General features: G+C 62.9%; 20 protein-coding genes. 11 read left to right on the top strand and 9 right to left on the bottom strand.

Annotated elements, in window-relative coordinates; translation table 11 throughout:
• The first annotated feature begins 116 nt into the window (after nucleotides 1-116).
• From AX729_RS30640 to AX729_RS30655, 3 genes are all read left to right on the top strand, one after another.
• Nucleotides 117-1,913, top strand: a complete 1,797-nt coding sequence (locus AX729_RS30640; protein ID WP_061027906.1) for a ShlB/FhaC/HecB family hemolysin secretion/activation protein — start codon at nucleotides 117-119, stop codon at nucleotides 1,911-1,913.
• A gap of 152 nt (nucleotides 1,914-2,065) precedes the next feature.
• Nucleotides 2,066-2,896 carry an alpha/beta fold hydrolase gene (locus tag AX729_RS30645; protein ID WP_061027907.1) on the top strand — a complete coding sequence of 277 codons (831 nt, stop codon included), beginning with the start codon at nucleotides 2,066-2,068 and terminating at the stop codon, nucleotides 2,894-2,896.
• A 299-nt stretch (nucleotides 2,897-3,195) separates the two neighbouring features.
• Complete coding sequence (locus AX729_RS30655) at nucleotides 3,196-3,513, top strand: c-type cytochrome (RefSeq protein WP_061027909.1); 318 nt, start codon at nucleotides 3,196-3,198, stop codon at nucleotides 3,511-3,513.
• A 292-nt stretch (nucleotides 3,514-3,805) separates the two neighbouring features.
• Here AX729_RS30655 and AX729_RS30660 read toward each other — a convergent pair whose 3' ends face one another.
• Together AX729_RS30660 and AX729_RS30665 are read right to left on the bottom strand one after the other, a co-directional pair.
• A complete protein-coding gene (locus tag AX729_RS30660; RefSeq protein WP_061027910.1) occupies nucleotides 3,806-4,147 on the bottom strand; it encodes a phasin in 342 nt (113 codons plus the stop codon).
• Between the two features lie 136 nt (nucleotides 4,148-4,283).
• On the bottom strand, nucleotides 4,284-4,469 hold the full coding sequence (locus AX729_RS30665) for a hypothetical protein (RefSeq protein WP_061027911.1): 186 nt from the start codon (nucleotides 4,467-4,469) through the stop codon (nucleotides 4,284-4,286).
• 600 nt (nucleotides 4,470-5,069) lie between these two features.
• Between AX729_RS30665 and AX729_RS30670 the strand changes: the two genes are divergently transcribed.
• On the top strand, nucleotides 5,070-5,426 hold the full coding sequence (locus tag AX729_RS30670; RefSeq protein ID WP_061027946.1) for a hypothetical protein: 357 nt from the start codon (nucleotides 5,070-5,072) through the stop codon (nucleotides 5,424-5,426).
• Between the two features lie 43 nt (nucleotides 5,427-5,469).
• Here AX729_RS30670 and AX729_RS30675 read toward each other — a convergent pair whose 3' ends face one another.
• Both AX729_RS30675 and AX729_RS30680 read right to left on the bottom strand, forming a co-directional pair.
• Complete coding sequence (locus tag AX729_RS30675) at nucleotides 5,470-6,045, bottom strand: hypothetical protein (RefSeq protein ID WP_061027912.1); 576 nt, start codon at nucleotides 6,043-6,045, stop codon at nucleotides 5,470-5,472.
• 46 nt (nucleotides 6,046-6,091) lie between these two features.
• Nucleotides 6,092-6,625, bottom strand: a complete 534-nt coding sequence (locus AX729_RS30680) for a GcrA family cell cycle regulator (protein ID WP_061027913.1) — start codon at nucleotides 6,623-6,625, stop codon at nucleotides 6,092-6,094.
• Nucleotides 6,626-6,793: 168 nt separating this feature from the next.
• Here AX729_RS30680 and AX729_RS30685 point away from each other — a divergent pair, with 168 nt between their 5' ends.
• Both AX729_RS30685 and AX729_RS30690 read left to right on the top strand, forming a co-directional pair.
• On the top strand, nucleotides 6,794-7,402 hold the full coding sequence (locus AX729_RS30685) for a S24 family peptidase (RefSeq protein WP_061027914.1): 609 nt from the start codon (nucleotides 6,794-6,796) through the stop codon (nucleotides 7,400-7,402).
• Between the two features lie 113 nt (nucleotides 7,403-7,515).
• Nucleotides 7,516-7,791 (top strand): hypothetical protein, encoded by a 276-nt coding sequence (locus AX729_RS30690; RefSeq protein ID WP_061027915.1) that lies wholly within the window; start codon nucleotides 7,516-7,518, stop codon nucleotides 7,789-7,791.
• Between the two features lie 38 nt (nucleotides 7,792-7,829).
• On the opposite strand, the gene AX729_RS30695 is transcribed toward AX729_RS30690, so the two are convergent.
• Nucleotides 7,830-8,804 (bottom strand): quinone oxidoreductase family protein, encoded by a 975-nt coding sequence (locus AX729_RS30695; RefSeq protein ID WP_061027916.1) that lies wholly within the window; start codon nucleotides 8,802-8,804, stop codon nucleotides 7,830-7,832.
• Between the two features lie 221 nt (nucleotides 8,805-9,025).
• On the opposite strand from AX729_RS30695, the gene AX729_RS30700 reads away from it, so the two are divergent.
• The 3 genes from AX729_RS30700 to AX729_RS30710 all read left to right on the top strand — a co-directional run bounded on the left by AX729_RS30700 (nucleotide 9,026) and on the right by AX729_RS30710 (nucleotide 11,704).
• Entirely contained in the window at nucleotides 9,026-9,226 is a 201-nt protein-coding gene (locus tag AX729_RS30700) for a hypothetical protein (protein WP_061027917.1), read from the top strand.
• A 148-nt stretch (nucleotides 9,227-9,374) separates the two neighbouring features.
• Nucleotides 9,375-10,322, top strand: coding sequence for an AAA family ATPase (locus AX729_RS30705; RefSeq protein ID WP_061027918.1), 948 nt, complete (start codon nucleotides 9,375-9,377; stop codon nucleotides 10,320-10,322).
• 5 nt (nucleotides 10,323-10,327) lie between these two features.
• On the top strand, nucleotides 10,328-11,704 hold the full coding sequence (locus AX729_RS30710) for a VWA domain-containing protein (protein ID WP_061027947.1): 1,377 nt from the start codon (nucleotides 10,328-10,330) through the stop codon (nucleotides 11,702-11,704).
• A 19-nt stretch (nucleotides 11,705-11,723) separates the two neighbouring features.
• On the opposite strand, the gene AX729_RS30715 is transcribed toward AX729_RS30710, so the two are convergent.
• The gene (locus AX729_RS30715; protein ID WP_061027919.1) at nucleotides 11,724-11,906 is read right to left on the bottom strand and encodes a hypothetical protein; all 183 of its coding nucleotides are present in this window, start codon (nucleotides 11,904-11,906) and stop codon (nucleotides 11,724-11,726) included.
• A 359-nt stretch (nucleotides 11,907-12,265) separates the two neighbouring features.
• Here AX729_RS30715 and AX729_RS30720 point away from each other — a divergent pair, with 359 nt between their 5' ends.
• Nucleotides 12,266-12,487: a hypothetical protein gene (locus AX729_RS30720; RefSeq protein ID WP_061027920.1), complete on the top strand. Its 222-nt coding sequence runs from the start codon at nucleotides 12,266-12,268 to the stop codon at nucleotides 12,485-12,487.
• 99 nt (nucleotides 12,488-12,586) lie between these two features.
• On the opposite strand, the gene map is transcribed toward AX729_RS30720, so the two are convergent.
• A complete protein-coding gene (gene map / locus AX729_RS30725; RefSeq protein WP_061027948.1) occupies nucleotides 12,587-13,336 on the bottom strand; it encodes a type I methionyl aminopeptidase in 750 nt (249 codons plus the stop codon).
• Between the two features lie 183 nt (nucleotides 13,337-13,519).
• Between map and AX729_RS30730 the strand changes: the two genes are divergently transcribed.
• The gene (locus AX729_RS30730) at nucleotides 13,520-14,839 is read left to right on the top strand and encodes a dicarboxylate/amino acid:cation symporter (RefSeq protein ID WP_061027921.1); all 1,320 of its coding nucleotides are present in this window, start codon (nucleotides 13,520-13,522) and stop codon (nucleotides 14,837-14,839) included.
• A gap of 8 nt (nucleotides 14,840-14,847) precedes the next feature.
• Here the strand turns inward: AX729_RS30730 and AX729_RS30735 are convergent, their stop codons facing one another.
• Entirely contained in the window at nucleotides 14,848-16,221 is a 1,374-nt protein-coding gene (locus AX729_RS30735) for a hypothetical protein (protein ID WP_061027922.1), read from the bottom strand.
• A 97-nt stretch (nucleotides 16,222-16,318) separates the two neighbouring features.
• Complete coding sequence (locus tag AX729_RS30740; protein ID WP_061027923.1) at nucleotides 16,319-17,593, bottom strand: allantoate amidohydrolase; 1,275 nt, start codon at nucleotides 17,591-17,593, stop codon at nucleotides 16,319-16,321.
• Nucleotides 17,594-17,920: the final 327 nt, after the last annotated feature.

The following is a 17,920-nucleotide window of genomic DNA, read 5'->3' on the forward strand; positions in this document are numbered from 1 at the left end:
CGCGTGACGGGCAGACCTCAGGCGTATTCGAAATCACTCAAGAGAGGATTAGCAGGAAGCGGCCAGCGGAGAAGCCGCATTAACCAATCATTGACCATAAAAAATTATGAAAAATCATGTCGCTAACGAACCCTTGCCGCTCCTTGGGGAGCTCTCCGTCGAACTACGGAGAGCAGTTCGGCAGGCGCAGCGAGAAGCGGTGCCTCATTGCCGCATTGCTATTGCTCGCTCCCCTTTTCACCGCAATTCCACCGGCCTCCGCGCAAGGGGCGAACCAGCCTGGCTTCGACCCGCGCCAGCCGGAGAAATACTTTGAAAGCCAAACCGAACGGGAGTCGCTGAGCCGGCCTCCACCCAAGCTGCCGGCCATCGACGGGTCCAACACCGGCGGCGATAGCAGGTCGCAGTTCGTGCTGCGCGGGATCAGCGTCATCGGCGCTCACGCCATTTCCCCCGATCGCATCGCCGCGGTCTATCGGCCTTATCTCGCCAAGAAGGTCTCGCAGGCGGATCTCGCCGCGATCGCCGGCGCGATCAGCGACCTCTACCGCGAAGCCGGATTCCACTTGAGCCGGGCCATCGTGCCGCCGCAAGACATTGCCGAAGGCCGAGTCCGGATCCAGGTCATCGAAGGCGCGATCGTGGAGGCCGAACTGAAGGGCGACGGCGCCGAGCAGTTCGGCGTAAGACCGATGCTCTCCCAGGTCCTGGCCGAACAACCGTCGCAGCTGGCAACGCTCGAACGGCAGCTCTTTCTGATCAACGGCAGGCCGGGCGTCCGGATCACCGACACAGCGCTGGAGGAGATCGGCGGCACGACCGGCCGTTTCCGTTTGACCATCTATTTGAAGACCTGGCACGTCTTCTCCTCCTTGGGCCTGGACAATCTCGGATCGTCGTCGGTCGGCCCTTGGCAAACCTACGCGACCGGCGCGTTCAACTCTTACCTCACACCTGGCGACGCGCTGGCGGTCAACCTGTCGACCATTGCCAACGACCCGCGCCAGCTCGGCTTCGCACGCCTGTCTTATGACGCGCCCATCGGGGTCGACGGTGTGCGCGTCGGCGCTTCCGTCCTGTACAGCGCGGTCCGGCCGGGCGACGCTCGCCGTCTCGACAGCGACATCACCACGACCGAAGCTTTCGAGGTGCGGGCAAGCACCGTGCCCTTGATGTCGCAATCCTCGGGGCTGATGCTCACCGTGGCTGGGACTTTCAGCAACGTGTCCGAGCACGACGTCTACGGCACCTGGTATAACGACCACATCAGGACCGCGAGCCTGACCGCCGATTACCGGCTCCAGGATCGATTCGGCGGCACCAATCTTGCGACGCTGACCTACCGCCAGGGTCTCGACATCTTTGGCGCATCGCATTTCGACGATGATCTGTTATCTCGGGGCGGCGCATCGTCGAACTTCTCGGTGCTGAACCTCTGGTTCACGCGCTACCAGACGCTCAACGACGCCTGGTCGCTCAAGCTCTCAGCTGCGAGCCAGACGGCATCACGGCCACTATTCACCTCGCAGCAATTCTATCTCGGCGGCGCGGCGTTCGGCCGGGGCTATGGCGCGGCCGAGATCAGCGGCGACAACGGTCTTGCCGGCTCGCTCGAGTTGCGCTTCGACCAGACACTCAATTTTCGCTACTGGACCGGCTATCAACTCTACGTCTTCGGCGACGCCGGCGCCGTCTGGAACGACGGATACCGCCTCGGCGAGGGCCTGTCGCTGACATCGGCCGGGGCCGGCGTGCGGTTCTTCTTGCCCTACGATCTCCAGGCGGATCTCGGGGTGGCTGTCCCCTTGAGCTACCGGGCGCCGGACAACGAGCGCCGCAGCCCGCGCTTCCTCTTCACGCTGTCGAGCGCGTTCCGGGTCTGCCCCGAGCGCGGCAGGGCCTACTGTCTCTAGCCGCCCCATCCTTCTATCGATCGACCCGGCGGGCGGCTTCTTGGGGGCTGGCTCACAGACTTGCCTAAATTTAATCCCGTAACCTGCTCACGATCGCTCGACCGGGAGTTCCCGATCACCATGTTCAGTCAAAGGAGATTTGAGGCAGGACCATGAGGAAGGTGTTTGCAATCCTGGCGTTGCTCTGCGTGCTTGGTCTCGGGCAGTATTTCGTCGTCAGCCAGTTCGCAATCCGCCATGAGACCTTGACCCTGTTCGACGCCTCGCGCCAGCGGCCGATCTCGGTGGAGATTGCCGTGCGGCGCGACTACGAAAACAAGGCCAATCTCGGCCTCTGGAAGCTCCCGCTCGCCATCATCAGTAACGGCAATACCGTCAAGGCCACCGAATATTCCTTCCTCGCCAACGTCCTCGCCGCCCGAGGCTATCTGGTCGCCAGCATCCAGCAGGACTTGCCGAGCGATCCGCCGTTGATGACCCGCGTCGGTCAGCCATATGTCGGCCGGCGTGAAGTCTACATCCGCTGCGAAGCCAACATTCTCTTCGTATTGGGCGAATTGAAGAGGCGGCAGGAGAACTTCGACTACGACCACATCACCCTCGTCGGCCACTCCAACGGCGGCGATGTCTCCATGTACGTCGCCCATCAGCACCCGGAGCTGGTGTCGAAGGTGATCACGCTCGACAATCTGCGGGTGCCTTTCGTGCTCAGCGACCACATGAAGATCCTGTCGTTCCGATCGAAGGACCCGCATTTCGTGACCGATCCCGGCGTGCTGCCGACGCCGGAAGAGGCCAAGGCGCGCGGCATCGATATCATCCACACCGGCGCGCAGCACACGGAGATGAGTGATCGCGGTCCCAATTCGGTCAAGGAGAAGATCCAGGAGACGCTCGACCGCTTCCTGCGTGATAGCGCCAGCAGCGCGCTCGCGCCGGCGGATACGAAGAGCCCAATGATCATGAACCCGGGCGACTATTAGCCGGGACCGCCTTGCGGCAGATCAAGGCGGCTGCAAAGCGGCACGGTAGAAGAGCCATATGGCGCCGGAGAGACACGTGTCGCACTATGTCGGAAGTCTTGATGCGAAAGGCCTCGACACGAAAGGCCTTGACACGAAAGGCCTTGGCCTGCCTTCGGCAGAAACGCCGGCATTCGTCCGGCATCTCTATCGTTCGACCCGCAGGCTGCTGCGGTCGATCATCGCACGCATCGATCTCTCGCAGTTTCCGGGATCCTGCTGCGGATGAGCGCGGCACGTGAATGCAGAAAGATTGCCCTATGCCTCGGCATGTAAGACGGATTTGCCTCCTGCTCGGCGTATTCTGTGGCCCCGCCACGTCGTCCGCTCTCGCGGCTGACGCCGATCATGGTGCCGACCTCGCCAAGCGCTGGTGCGCGAGCTGCCACGTCGTGGCGAACGGGCAGACCCGGGCGAGCGCCGACGTCCCCTCCTTCGCATCCGTTGCGCGCAGGCCGGACTTCAGTCCTGAAAGGCTCGCGTTCTTCCTGCTCGATCCGCACCCGAAGATGCCGAATTTTCCATTGAGCCGCACCGAAGCCGGCGATATCGCGGCCTACATCGCATCGTTGCGTTAGCGCGTGATCCGGAAAGCCGTGCAGCGGCTTTTCGAGAAGATCGTGCTCCAACGATCACCCAAAGCGCGATCACGATCGCCCCAATCCCGTCGCGCTTCGGCCGCCGCCAGAAGATCGCCACCTGCTTTAAATGCAAATCCCTGCCGGAGGACCAGCAGGGATCAGCAGAAAGGATGACGGACGGCGAATGAAGTTCATTCGGTGGCCCATCATGGACCTGCGCCAGCATCGAAGCGCGGATCTCCACGCCACACAAGATCAATTTGTGGGCACGTTGTACACAGGCCGAGAATCAGGATTTGCCCTTGCCTGGTTGCATGAGACTGCCGGTCATCTGGCGCATGTGATCTCCGGCGCTGGTGAACTGAGTACGCAGGAAATCGGACTGGATCCGCATCGCTTCCTGAAGGTCGGTGGCATGCACCAGCTTGCGCGCATGCTCGAAGGCCGACTTCATGTTCTGCTCGGTGAAAGCCAGCGCCTGCTTCGACACCTCCGTCCCCGCGCCCGGAACGGACGACATCGATTTGGTGGCGGCTTCAAAAAACATGCCGAATGCCTTTTCCGCCTGGTCGATCGTCTTCTCGGCCAGATCGCGCAGTTCGGCCGGAACCTCGAGTTTCGGTTCGATCATCGTCGTACTCCTCCCTTTTTCCCAACTGAATACCACACTAGCCGGACCGCCTTCCAGCGGCCAGCCTCGGAACGAGGCCGGTGGGACCCGGCTCTGGCAGGAAAAGGAAGCAGACAGGGCCGGCGCGCCGCCAGCCTCAGGACAAGGGATGCTCGGGAAGAGCTTCTTCGGTGGCGAGATCTTCGACCAGCTGGATCACCTCGAAACGCTGTCGAGGTGCGAGCTTCAGGAACGCGCGGAGCAGGCGCAGGCTTTCGACGGTGCCGCTTGCAGGCACACCGAGCTTGAGGTGCAGTTCAGCCGCGAAATTGAGGTTCTTCATCTCGCACCTATGACAAGCATCGGCCCTCGTGATCCACTCAAGAACCGAACGTCGCAATAGAGCCTATGCGACGAACTCTCAGCCTTGGGCCCGCCAGGCTGGCACGCTGAACTGCGCCCAACAGCGGACTCAACCATAAGGTTGCAGTTATGACAAGGAACAACTCTTCCGGCAAGCCCCGACCGTGGCTGCAACGATGCTTTCGTCTCATCGCACCACGGCGATTCCGGATAACAGGAATATCGACTTCAGTCACCCACCTGCGTCAAGAAGCGGCATCAATCACGCACAGCCCCTGATTGCCGTCAATCGGCGCGGCGTTTCGCCTTGTTTCCACTGCGAATGCGCATGCGCCCAGGAATTCGCGATCCGTTCATATACACGTAATTGTTGAACCCGATCTCGGCGGTTGTACACGAGCGTGAACGGCGACCTTGCCTTGCCCTGACCGCACACGCAGTTTCCATCGGGGATGCAATTCCGCGGTGAACCGCCATCCGCATGCGAGCGACCAAGCCGTTGCGGCACGGCCACGCAGATTCGGGCGCCATGGCTGAAAATTTCGATTTGGGCGCGCGTCAGCACCAAAAGGACGACGGCATGCTTTCTCGCTGCGATCTCATCAGGGGCGGCGCAGTCGCGCTTCTCACCCTCTCGATACAAGGCGCATGGGCGCAGGAGACCAAGATGAACCTGTTCAAGATCGTCACCATCAAGGACGAAATCATCGTCGGATTGTCCGCGGATGAGCTTCAGGCGCTCGGCGGCAACGATGCGAGCGCCGTGGCACACGCGCTGGCACAGAAGGGCGATCTCACCGTCTGGCAATACAATGTGCATCGTGGCCCGAACGGCGAGCTACAGCAGGCGCCGACCGCCAAGATAGGGCTTCTGGCCAACGCCTCGCTCCGGGTCGAGCCCTACGCCACCCCCTACAAGATTGTACCTCATCCCTAGGCAACAGGGCAGGCCGGCGGCCGAGACCGCCGGCCTGCCGCAATCATCTGCGCCGGTCTCCACGTTCTTTCCCACTCTCCGTCGCAAAGCCGTAGACCAGCGCCAGCCGATCCAGGCATTCGCGAAAGCGCCGCGCAAAATAATCGTTCCACCGCTGCGTACGGACGGCGCGCCGCTGCCCGATCTGGTCCATGGTCAGCCCCAGCACAAGCACGTCGTGCACCAGCGCGGCGCCGTCGGTGCCGAGCTCGCGCTCGACCCGGTTCAGCCGCAACACCGCCTGTCGCTGGCTTTCGGTGACGGGCTCGCGCGTGCCGGCACCATCGACATATTCGCGAGTCGTATCCACCGCCTGAGGGCCCCGTTCCGCCCGCTCCCAATCGTTCTGGAAGGCGCGCCCACCGCGGTATTGCGCCTCGTCGATCTGGTGATGCGCGTGCAGCCGGCCGAGCGGATCACCGCGGATCGACCGGATGGCCAGGATCTTCTCGCCTGAATCGAGCGCGAGCGGATTGTCGACCTCCACCTCCGCCACCTCGGCATTGAACGGCACCTCCCGCGACCGCCGGTCGTAGATCTGGGCCAATTTGTAGGACTTGTTGCGTCGGACACGAGCCACTCGAATACTCCTTGCAGGACTGACGATTGAACGGACGGCGGCACCTTCAGGCGGCCGAGACCAGCCTCAGCACGACCGGGCGTGCGGGACGTGCGGACACCGCTCCGGAGCGGCGCGCCAGGCGTGCATGCGGCGGGCAATAGCTCGAGCCCGGCTGGCGCGGGTGACCGCAGAAGGCGATCTCCTCCCCGTCCTTGTCGCCGCCATAGGGATAGCGGCAGTCGGCGGGCTCCAGCTCGACCAGTTGGACCAGGCGGGGCTGGACGCCGACACAGCGCAACTTGACCTGCGCGGCTGGCTTCATTGCGGACTTGGGCGGCACGCTCAGGTACGGCAACGCCGCCCGACGCCGCGAAAGCAGGCCGGCCTCGGCCGGCAAAGACGGCGCGAGCGCCGGACTCGCCATCCATTCCGGCACGACGAGCCCGAGCCGCTTGGCGCGGCCGACCACCGCGTTGCGCGTGTAAGCCGTTCCAAACCTTGCGTTAATCTGTCTGCCGATCTCCGCATAAGACATGCCTTTGAGAAAATAATCGCGAAGCGCGTCGGAGTGCTCCGACGGCCAATGGCCCGGTTCCATGCTTGCTGTCCTGTGATGCGCCTCCCTTCAACGAACGACCGGGAGACAAGACACACATTCCGTTATTCCGAATACGGAGTCAAGCGATAATTCTGATATTCATAATTGCATCAATTCCGAATTTCGGATTACAAGAGGCGAGACGGTGTGCAATCGAGGGAATCACCAATGTTGGACGTTGCAATGATCGAGCGCGGCCTGGAGAAGACGGGCAAGAGCAAGGGCGGCCTGGCTGCGGCCATGGGCGTGCGTCCCGGCGCGGTCTCGGAAATTCTCGGCGGCGAGCGCCTGGTGAAGGCTTCGGAGATCATTCCGATCATGGAATATCTCGAGCTCAATCTCGCGCCGATCATGGGCCGCGTCGGCGCCGGCGCGGTGATCGAGCCGGACTATGAACAGGTCCCCCCGGAAGGCCTCGGTGACATCACGTTGCCCTTCCCGATCATGGAAGAGACGATCGCGTTCGAGATCGTGGGCGATTCGATGCTGCCCAAATACGAAAGCGGCGACGTGATCGTGGTCTACAAGGAACAGCGCCATCCGCTGTCGAGCTTCTACGGCGAAGAGGCGGTGGTCCGGCTCAAGACCGGCGAGCGCTATCTGAAGACCATCGAGAGGGGAAAATCGCCCTCCGTCGTCAATCTCACGAGCTTCAACGCCAAGCCGATCGTCGGCGTCAAGCTCGACTGGGTGGGAGAGATCTGCCTGTCCATGCCGAAGGGGCAGCTCGAACGGCTGCGTGCGAAGTCGGCGCGTCCCCGCAAGAAAGGCAAGTAAGCGGCCGCCCGGCGAGCGATTTCCGATTTTTGGAAATCGTTGTTGACAAAATTCGTCTTTCCAGAAACAATCTGCCGCGCGCCGGGACCATGGGGCGCGGCAGGATCGTTTGAATGCAATATTTCGTCGTGATGATCGACTATGGGCGGCGAGGCCGAGAGGCGGTCGTCGACCCCGAAATCACAAGGCGCGAAGTCATCTCCCGCATCGCCTCGGGCGAATACCGGAACATCTCGTTCATCCACGAAATCGTGGAGAATGCGGTCGAGGACGTGACCGAGGCCATCCTGACCGAGGCCGCACTGCCCCAGATCCCGCCCGAAGACGTCGATCTCCAGGCAATCCGCCTCGATCACACCCGCGATCTGCGCAAGCACGAACGGACCTGACGCAGGCCGGATGGCTTGCGTCACGGTCCGGCCGAGCATCAGACCAGGAGGACGGTGGATCCCGTGGTCTTGCGCGCCGCAAGATCGGCATGCGCCTTGGCCGCGTCCTTCAGCGGATAGGTCTGGTGCACCTCGATCTTGACCGCGCCGGACTTGACGACGTCGAACAACTCGTTCGCCATCGCGACCAGATTTTCGCGCTTGGCGGCATAGGTGAACAGCGTCGGGCGCGTGACGTACAGCGAGCCCTTCTGGGCCAGCAGGCCGAGATTGAGCGGCTCCACCGCGCCGGAAGACTGGCCGAACAGCGCGGCGACGCCGAGCGGGGCGAGGCAATCCAGCGATTTCAGGAACGTGTCCTTGCCAACGGAGTCGTAAACCACCGGCACCTTCTTGCCGCCGGTGATCTCGTCGACGCGCTTCACGAAATCCTCGCGCGTGTAGATGATGACATGGTCGCAGCCATGCGCCTTGGCGAGCTTCGCCTTCTCGTCGTTGCTGACGGTGCCGATCACGGTCGCGCCGAGATGCTTGGCCCACTGGCTCAGGATCAGACCGACACCGCCGGCCGCGGCATGAAGCAGGATGGTATCTCCGGGCTTCACGCGATAGGTCTGCCGGATCAGATATTGCGTGGTGAGTCCCTTGAGCATCATCGCGGCCGCGGTCTTGTCGTCGACGCCCTCGGGCAATTTCAGCAGCCGGTCGGCGGGGATCAGCCGCGCCTCGGAATAGGCCCCGAGCGGCGAGGCACCATAAGCGACACGATCGCCCGGCTTCAGATCGGTGACACCGGGCCCGACCTCCTCGACGACACCAGCCGCCTCGCTGCCGAGCCCGCTCGGCAACGGCGCCGGATAGAGGCCTGACCTGTTGTAGATGTCGACGAAATTGAGGCCGACAGCGGTGTGGCGAATGCGCGCCTCGCCGGGTCCAGGTGTGCCGACATTGACCTCCTCCCAGACCAGGACTTCCGGACCGCCGGTCTTGTGAAAACGAATGGCATGCGTCATGGGCGTTACTCCCTTATCGTTGCTGTGAAATCCAGTGATCCCGGCCTGCGAAATAGGCATCTGATCCGCCCCGTTACAGTACCATCCGTAACTGGAATGTCACAGCCAACGACAAACGTCCCTCGTTCCGCCTCTGTTCGAAAGAGTTGATGAGGGCTCCGATGAGACTGGCAGTAGCTTTTGCGCGGGGTTTGATGGGTCGCCTGCAAAGGAGAGCCGAGATGCCAGCTTACGTTCAGCATCATCAGGACACCGAAATCGCGCCTGTGAATTGCCCAACCTGTATGGGGTTCCTGCCGATGTATGTGCGCGAGGTCGAGCCGCATTGGAGCCTTGCCAAGATCGACTTCGTCTATGAATGCGCCGATTGCGGCGCCGAGGTCAGACAGACCATCCGCAAACCGGAGCTGCTGCGGCACTGATCGGGCGAACGACGAACCGCTCAACTATTTGCGCTAAGCGGAAAAAACGCCGTTCACGCGGGTCTGATGTCTCCCAAACGAGGCTTGTCCTTTGCCTGGAACGCAGGCAGAACAAGCCTCAAACAAGGACCTTTGGGAGCGCCCTTTCGTGGCTGATCAGAAGGCCTCGACCGCGATCGAGGCAGTGGAGAGCGGCCTCGCCGCGCAAGGCTATATCGCGAGCCGGCAAATCGCGACCGCCGTGTATTTGTCGCAGCAGATCGAGAAGCCGATCCTGGTCGAGGGCCCGGCGGGCGTCGGCAAGACCGAGCTCGCCAAGGCGATCGCCGCCTGGCGCGGCATGAAGATGATCCGCCTGCAATGCTACGAGGGCCTCGACGAGGCCAAGGCGCTCTACGAGTGGAAATACGCCAAGCAGCTTCTCTACACGCAGATCCTGAAGGACAAGCTCGGCGAGGTTCTCGGCGGCGCGCAGACGCTGCATGCGGCGCTCGATCAGCTCCACGATTTCGGCGACGTGTTCTTCTCCAAGGAGTTCGTCGAGCCGCGTCCCCTGCTCCAGGCACTGGAGCAGCCGGGCGGCTGCGTGCTCCTGATCGACGAGATCGACAAGTCGGATGCAGAATTCGAATCGCTGCTCCTGGAAATCCTCTCGGACTTCCAGGTCACGATCCCCGAGCTCGGAACCGTGTCGGCCATCACGCCGCCGACCGTGATCCTCACCTCCAACAGCGAGCGCGACCTCGGTGACGCCCTGAAGCGGCGCTGCTTGCATCTGCATATCGGCTTCCCCGAGCAGCGGCTCGAGGAGCGCATCGTCGAGAGCCGCGTTCCCGGCATCTCGCAGACACTGCGCCGGCAGATGGTCGGCTTCATCCACGAGATCCGCTCGCTGGATCTGAAGAAGCTGCCGTCGGTCAGCGAGACCATCGATTGGGCGCGCGTGCTGGTGCTGCTTCAGGCTTCCGAGCTCGACACCGAGATCGTCAAGGACACACTCAACGTGCTCCTGAAATACGAAGCCGACATCGAGGCAGCGGCGCCGCAGGTGACGACCTTCATTGCCAAGGCGGCACGGTCCAACGTCTTCGGTTGACGCCGATGCGCGAGAACCTCCATCGTTTCTTTCGAGCGGCGCGGGGCGTCGGCGTTCACGTCTCGCCCGCCGAAAGCATCGATGCGATGCGGGCAGTCGCGCAGGTCGGCATCTCGGACCGCGCCGTTCTGCGCGACGCGCTGCTTCTGACCCTTGCCAAGTCGCAGGACGAGAAGCTCGCGCTCGGCGACTGCTTCGATCTCTTCTTCAGTCAGCCGGAGCCGCGGCAGGACCAGCCCGAGGCTGATAACGACGACACGCCGCAGGACGCCGATCAGTCGCCCTCTTCCGGCGCTCCCAGCGACGCCGGGGAAGGTCAGCCCCCCGAAGGTCTAGGCCAGCTCGCGCAGATGCTGCTGTCGCAGGACCGCAATGCGATCGCAGCCGCCATCGCCAGCGCCTCCGGGGCAGCCTCGCTCTCCGACATCCGCTACTCCACCCAGCGCGGCATCTTCTCCAGCCGCATCCTCGACGCCATGGGCCTCCAGCGCCTGCGAGACGATCTCGACGGGCTGACCGCGACCAACCCGGCACTGGCCGAGCGTCTGCGCGCCGCGCTGGACGCCTTGCGCGAGGCCGTGCGGGATACGGTCTCTCAGGGGCTTGCACTCTATGCCCGCGAGGAGGCCGAAAACCTCCGCAACGAGATTCTGCGCAATGCGCCGCTTGCCCGCATCGAGCGGCGCCAGGTCGCCGAGATGCGCGCACTCATCCGCCGGATCGCGCGCCGGCTGCGCGAGCGCTATTCAAAGCCGCGCAAACGCCAGCGCCGCGGTCATCTCGACGTCCGCCGCACGCTCCGCCGCAATGCGGCCTGGGGCGGCGTCCCCTTCCTCACGGCATGGAAGCGCAAACATCGCGACCGGCCGAAGATCGTGGCGCTCTGCGACGTCTCCGGCTCGGTCGCTCAGGTGTCCGACTTCTTCCTGCTGCTGATCCATTCGCTGCACGAGTTGGTCGACGACGTCCGCTCGTTCGCCTTCTCATCGCATTTGATCGAGGTCAGCGAGATCCTGGAATCGAAGTTGCCGGAGGAGGCGATGGCCGAGATCATGTCCAAGGTCGGCTTCGGCTCGTCGGACTACGGTTCTTCGCTGGTCGATTTCGAGAAGCAGTTCATGAGCTCGCTGACGCCGCAGACCACGGTGATCGTGCTCGGCGATGCCCGCAGCAACAATCTCGACCCGCGCGCCGACATCCTGCGCCGCATCTCCGAACGTTCGAAGCGGCTGGTCTGGCTCAACCCCGAAGGGCGGCTCGCGTGGGGCTTTGGCGATTCCGAGATGCCGCGCTACGCGACCTTTTGCAGCGTGGTGCGCCAATGCGCCACCGCGCACCAGCTCGAGCGCGCCGTGTCCGATATCGTGGCAACTTATCAGTAAGCAATATTTGCCAGCGGCGTCAGGCGGCGTTCCGCTCGGCCTGCACGAGATTGCACTCCCGAAAGTGATAAGCGATCTCGTCGAGCGCGCGCTGCTCCCATTCCTGGGCCCGCGCGAGCCAGAACATCCGGCGCTCCGAATCGCGCGCGGCGCGTTCACGGCACAAAAATTCCTGATTGCGAATTTGAATCAGCCTTTTCATGCACTCACACTCCTGTTGTGTGAAGCCATTCCCTGCAAGATAGCCTAGCAGAATCGTGAACGCCTCGTCTCATCATTTCTGTATTTCTGTGCATATGGCGACGCAGAATGGGACAGCATTACTTTCCGTGCACTGCGGCAATCCGCGCTGCAACATCAAGCACAGATCATCAATTGGTGATCGGAGATCGGGGCGCTGTTCCCATGCGACGCTCTTAACTCTTGTGGCGCAATGAAGTGCGGCAATTCGTGAAGAGACATTCTGAACGACTTACCGAATTCCCGACTCATTGTCGTCGCATGGTCTTCATGCTGCGCCGCTAACAGCGTCGCGCAAACGGCACTATCGCTAGAGGCAGTATGAGCAACGACGTCGACTTCGATCTTTCGCCGGACCAGTGGGAAGCGCTGCGCACACTTCGCAGTCCAGTATCGAACGGCCGCCTCTCGAAAGCCTATCTCGTCGAAGGACTGGTCAGGCTCGGCCTCGTCGTCGTCAACGATGGCGTGCCTGCGATGACGCCGACAGGACGCAAGGTGCTGGTGCGAGGGTCGTGCCGGCTACTGGATCTCGTTGCGTGACGAGGCCGTCCGTGCGTAACGGGCTTGTAAGGGCGCTTGAAAGACAATCTCTTGAGAATAATCCTTGGGCGCCACTAAGTGCGCGTCGCGGGGATTTCATCACCCGGCCAAAGTCACGACCAAAGGTCCGTTTCGGGTTGCGATGACGGTGTGTTCGTACTGAACGGTAGGCGCCTTCGGGCTGCTGTACAGCGTCCATGGATCATCGCCGTCCTCGGCCCACTCCGCACCAATGGACAGGAATGGCTCGACGGTAAACACCAGTCCATCGCTCATGATGCGACGTTCTGAGGGATCAGGCCATGTTGCGATCTCCGTCGGCTCCTCATGGAGCGACAAGCCGACGCCGTGACTGGCGAGATTCTTGACCAGCGTATAGCCGTTCTTCCGCGCGAAGGTCCCGATGGCCTGACCGATGCCGGCAATCGGCCTCCCGGCTCCAACCTGCTGGAGGCCCGTCCACATCGCCCGCCGACCATCCCTGCAAAGACGTTCAATCGAACGGGTCACGGGCGGAACGGCGAACGAAGCTCCCGTATCCGCAAAGAAGCCGCTCTTCTCGGCCGAAACGTCGATGTTGACGAGGTCACCACGCTCGATCCGTCGCGTCCCCGGGATGCCATGAGCGATCTCTTCGTTCACGCTGATGCATGTCGCTCCAGGGAAGTCGTAGGCGAGCTCCGGCGCCGAACGTGCCCCGGAAGCCTCCAGGAGTTTTCGCCCGATCTGATCGAGTTCAGAGGTGGTCATGCCCGGTTCAAGGGCCTTCCCCATCGCCTCGAGGGTATTGGCGACGATACGCCCGACCTCTTTCAGGCGGGCGAGATCATCCTCATTTGAGATTGTCATATCGAGCTCTTTCAAAGAGGCAGGACATAGCGCTTCTGCTGACGACTTACAAACAGGAGGCCGCGCAACAGAATCCCCGGGTTTGGTGACATCCTGCATACATTCTGAAATGGCCGCGACAATCTGGCACGTTAGTTGCTCCTTTTTGACGATCAAGACGTCGTCAGAAACGGGGGAGCTATCATGTCGACCATTGCCGCGGCACCTGCCGCCGAGCCAAAGCCGCTGTACACCTCGCTGTTCGTCCAGGTCCTCGCCGCGCTGATCCTCGGCATCATCCTCGGCATGGTCGTCCCCGACTTTGCCATCAGCCTCAAGATCCTCAGCGACGCCTTCCTGAAGCTAATCTCGATGATCGTGGCCCCCATCGTGTTCTGTGTCGTCGTGCATGGCATTGCCGGCGCCGGCGACCTCAAGAAGGTCGGCCGGGTCGGCGTCAAGGCGTTGATCTATTTCGAGGTAATGACCACGGTGGCCCTCGTGGTAGGTCTCATCCTGGCCTACGTGTTCGGCCCCGGCCATGGCATGAACATCGATCCCTCGACGCTCGATGCCAAGGCGCTCAATACCTATGCCGACAACGCCCACAAGCTCCAGGGTGGTGGCATCGGCTCCTTCCTGCTCAACGTCATCCCGACCACCTCGTTCGATGCGCTGTCGCGCAATGACGTGCTCCAGGTGCTGTTCTTCGCGGTCCTGTTCGGCGTCGGCCTCGCACTGGTCGGCGGCGAGAAGGGGAAGCTCGTCACCTCGATCATCGACGCCGCCTCCACCGTGCTGTTCCGCGTCATGGGGCTCATCGTTCGGGTTGCTCCACTTGGCGTGCTCGGCGCGGTCGCCTACACCGTCGGCAAATACGGCGTCGGCTCACTCAAGCAGCTCGTCTCGCTGGTCGCGCTGTTCTATGTCTCGGTCGGAATCTTCGTGCTCGGCGTGCTCGGCGGCGTGATGGCACTTGCCGGAATCAACATCCTCAAATTCCTCGCCTACCTGCGCGAGGAGCTGACCATCGTGCTCGCGACCGCCTCCTCCGACGCCGTGCTGCCCCAGATCATGAAGAAGCTGGAACGGATGGGCGTGAAGGACTCCGTCGTCGGACTCGTCATCCCGACCGGTTATTCCTTCAACCTCGACGCCTTCTCGATCTATCTGACGCTGGCTGTCGTCTTCATCGCGCAGGCCACCAACACGCCGCTGTCCTTCGGCGATCTCCTGCTGGTGCTCGGCGTTTCCCTGATCACGTCAAAAGGCGCGCATGGCGTGCCGGGCTCGGCGATCGTGATCCTGGCGGCGACGCTGAACGCCGTGCCGAGCATTCCTGCGATCGGCCTTGTGCTGGTGCTCTCGGTCGACTGGTTCATCGGCATGGCCCGCGCGGTCGGCAACCTCACCGGCAATTGCGTGGCGACGGTGGTGGTCGCGGCCTGGGAAGGTGACCTCGACCGCGAAAAGGCGGCCAAGGTGCTCGACGGCGGCGAGCTGGTGGACGTGACCGCGGGGTAGCGTCCGAGTCAGTCATTCCAATGGAGGAGCGGCGCTCCATACGCCCTCCTCCAGACGGACAGGAAACGCGGAAACCACGAGTGAGCCACGGCGCCCTTATAGGCCCAGGTGCGATACTTCAGGCCCCGTTCCGAAATCAGCTCTTGATATCCGCCGTGGACTTCGGTCGCGGTGCGAATGTCCTTCAATATCCCCTGGGCGCAGGCCCGGTAGGTATCGCCGCCTGAGAATTCGTCGTAATCGAGCATGCGATCCGCGAACTCGACGTTGAACGTCGGCCAGGAGGAACGTCCCTGATAGGCGGGAGCCGCGATCTTGTGGATCATCTTGGTGCGCGGATTTTCCGCCGACACCAGGAAGTGGAAGGTGCTTGGGATGCGAAACCGCGGTTCGGCGATGACCAGATCGGTCGTCGCCGCGAACAGCGCCCGTTCGCTCGCCTCGCTCATATCCCAGAATCCGCGATGCACGCTGACGAAATCCAGCGCTACCGAGAACGCCGGCGTCGCTGCCGCGCCGTCCAGCGAATGCCTGACATAGCCCTCCTTGCCGAACAGCCGGAGCAGGTCCCTCTTGTACTGCCCGAGGTCGCGTCCGAGCAGTCGCTTCAGCTCGGTCTCGTCGACGATGCCGAGCTGCACGCCCCAGGCGAACGTCGTGTAGACGCAAGCGTTGGTGACGAAACGCCGGCGCTCGGCGCGGGTGTCCGTCGCCGCTGAGCGAGGCGCACGGACATCGCAAAGCAAGTACCTGGCGCCGCCATCTTCGAACGGTTCGAGCTCGCTCGCGAGCCGGAGGATCGCCCGCTTCAGGTCACCGCCATATTCGGCCAGCAACAGGCGGCCGGCATGCGCGCATTGCGACATCGCCAGATAGGGTGCCGCCCTGTCTTCGGCAGAGATCATCTGCCGGAGACCGGCGAGGATGCCGAGCAGCGTGTCCGACGGGCGCGAGAAGTAGTTCACGCCGAGATACCGGCCACGTCCCGCAGGGACGATGGTCGTCGTGACGACGTCGGCGCGAACCGCCTCCAGCAACAAGCGGACGCTCTTGTCGAGCAGCCGAGCCCGCCGCACCGCATCCTGCGAATCCATGATGGTTTCGGGGTCGAGAACGTCGGGATAGAACCAGGCGAAGTCACGGGGATAATAGGCGGAGGCGTGCGGCGCGCCCGTGACGAGGAAGGCCTCGGTCACCGAGAACGCGCTGTCCATCGAATGCCGATAGAGGCCCTCGATGACCGACAACGGATGATGCGACTCTCTCAGGAACCGATCACCGAGAAAATTGACCGCCTGGAGAACGTTGGCGACGAAGGTCGCAGCCCCGCCCTGGTAGAACCGGCTTCCTCGATGTATCGGCGGGGGAATGTCGCTGTTCATGTGCACTTGGTGTCTCGCGATCCCGGCGATGGCCGGTCACCGCTCCAAGCGTGATTGATTCGTGTCTCGCCCTGATGACAAACGGCCGTCCGGCTATTCAGCTCGCTCCGCCGCGGCTTTCCCGCGTCTGGAAATTCTCGATCACCCTGAGCAGCACCCGCGCGCCGGCGTCGGCGTCGGCGAGCTCGACGTGCTCGTCGGGATGATGGCTGATGCCGCCGCGGCAGCGGACGAAAACCATGCCGACATCGGCGATGTCGATCATCGCCATGCCGTCGTGCCCTGCCCCGCTGGGCAGCTCGAACACGGAGAAACCTTCCGCAGCGATCGCCTGCGCGATCTGCTCCCTGAGCCAGGGCGCGCAGGGCGCGGTGCGGTTTTCGTGCGTGACGTCGAGCTGGAGCACCAGTTGCCGGCGTCTTGCGATCGCCTCGATCTGCCTGACGATTTCGGCGACCGCGCGCTTGCGGTGCATGTCGGTCGGCGCGCGCATGTCGATGGTGAAGGATACCTCGCCCGGTATGACGTTGGTCGCGCCGGGACTGGCGTGGATGTATCCAACGGTGCCGACCAACCCGCTCGCATCGCTCCGGCAAAATTGCTCGATCGCGCCGATGCATTCGGCCGCGCCCGTCAACGCATCGCGCCGTAGCACCATCGGCACCGTGCCGGCGTGCCCCGCCATGCCGGTCAGTCGCACGGCAAGCCGCGTGGCGCCGGCGATCGCGGTCACCACGCCGACGGGCAGGTTTCGTGCTTCCAGCACCGGCCCCTGCTCGATATGCAGCTCGAGATAGGCCAGCAGCTCGCGCCGCGCCCGCGCAGCCGCGCCGACATGGTCGGGATCGAGGCCGAACTGCACGAGCGCCTCGCGCATCGACACGCCATCGCGGTCGCGGGTGTTCAGAACGCTCTCGTCGAATGTGCCGGCCACAGCACGGCTGCCGAGCAGCGTCGAGGCGAAGCGCACCCCCTCTTCATCGGCAAAGCCGACGATCTCGATCGCGAACGGCAGGCGCTTGCCGCGGCGATTGAGATCTGCGACGCAGGCGATCGCCGTGATCACGCCAAGCGGCCCATCCCATTTGCCGGCATCGCGTACGGTGTCGTAGTGCGAGCCAAGCATCAGGCAGGGCGCACCCGGCCGCTCGCCTTCGTAGCGACCACAGACATTGCCGATCGCGTCGAGATGCGCACTCATGCCGGCCTCGCGCATCCAGCTCAGGATGAGGTCCGCGGCCTCGCGCAGCTCCTTGGTGAGATAGACGCGCGTGAGCTTGCCGGGCTCTTCCGAAATCGCGGCCAGATCGTTGATCCGACGCACGATCGTTTCGCCGAGAGATGGGTTTTGAACGGCGTTAACGGCCCCCATTCCGATAGACTTCCTCTTCTCTGGACCGCGACAGCTGCTGTCCTGGCGACAATCGATATAAGTCCTACGCGGGCAGAATCACGTACCGGTGCCGGCTTCAACACGCGCGTGACTAGCATGAATGCGAGTACGCGCCAGGCAGCCCCGCGCAGGTCCTGCGCGCAGGCGGGCTGACGTCTGCACTTGCATCCGGCACTTCTCCCTCATCAGCACCTAAATAGGCCGCATAAGCGATGTTTTTCAAGCGGTTATACGGGATACTCTCGTCAACAACCGTCCGACCGGCTGCTGGGTGATTGTCCCTGGCAAATTGTGTATGAAGCACGG

The organism is Bradyrhizobium sp. CCH5-F6 (assembly GCF_001556045.1).
Lineage (GTDB): Bacteria > Pseudomonadota > Alphaproteobacteria > Rhizobiales > Xanthobacteraceae > Bradyrhizobium.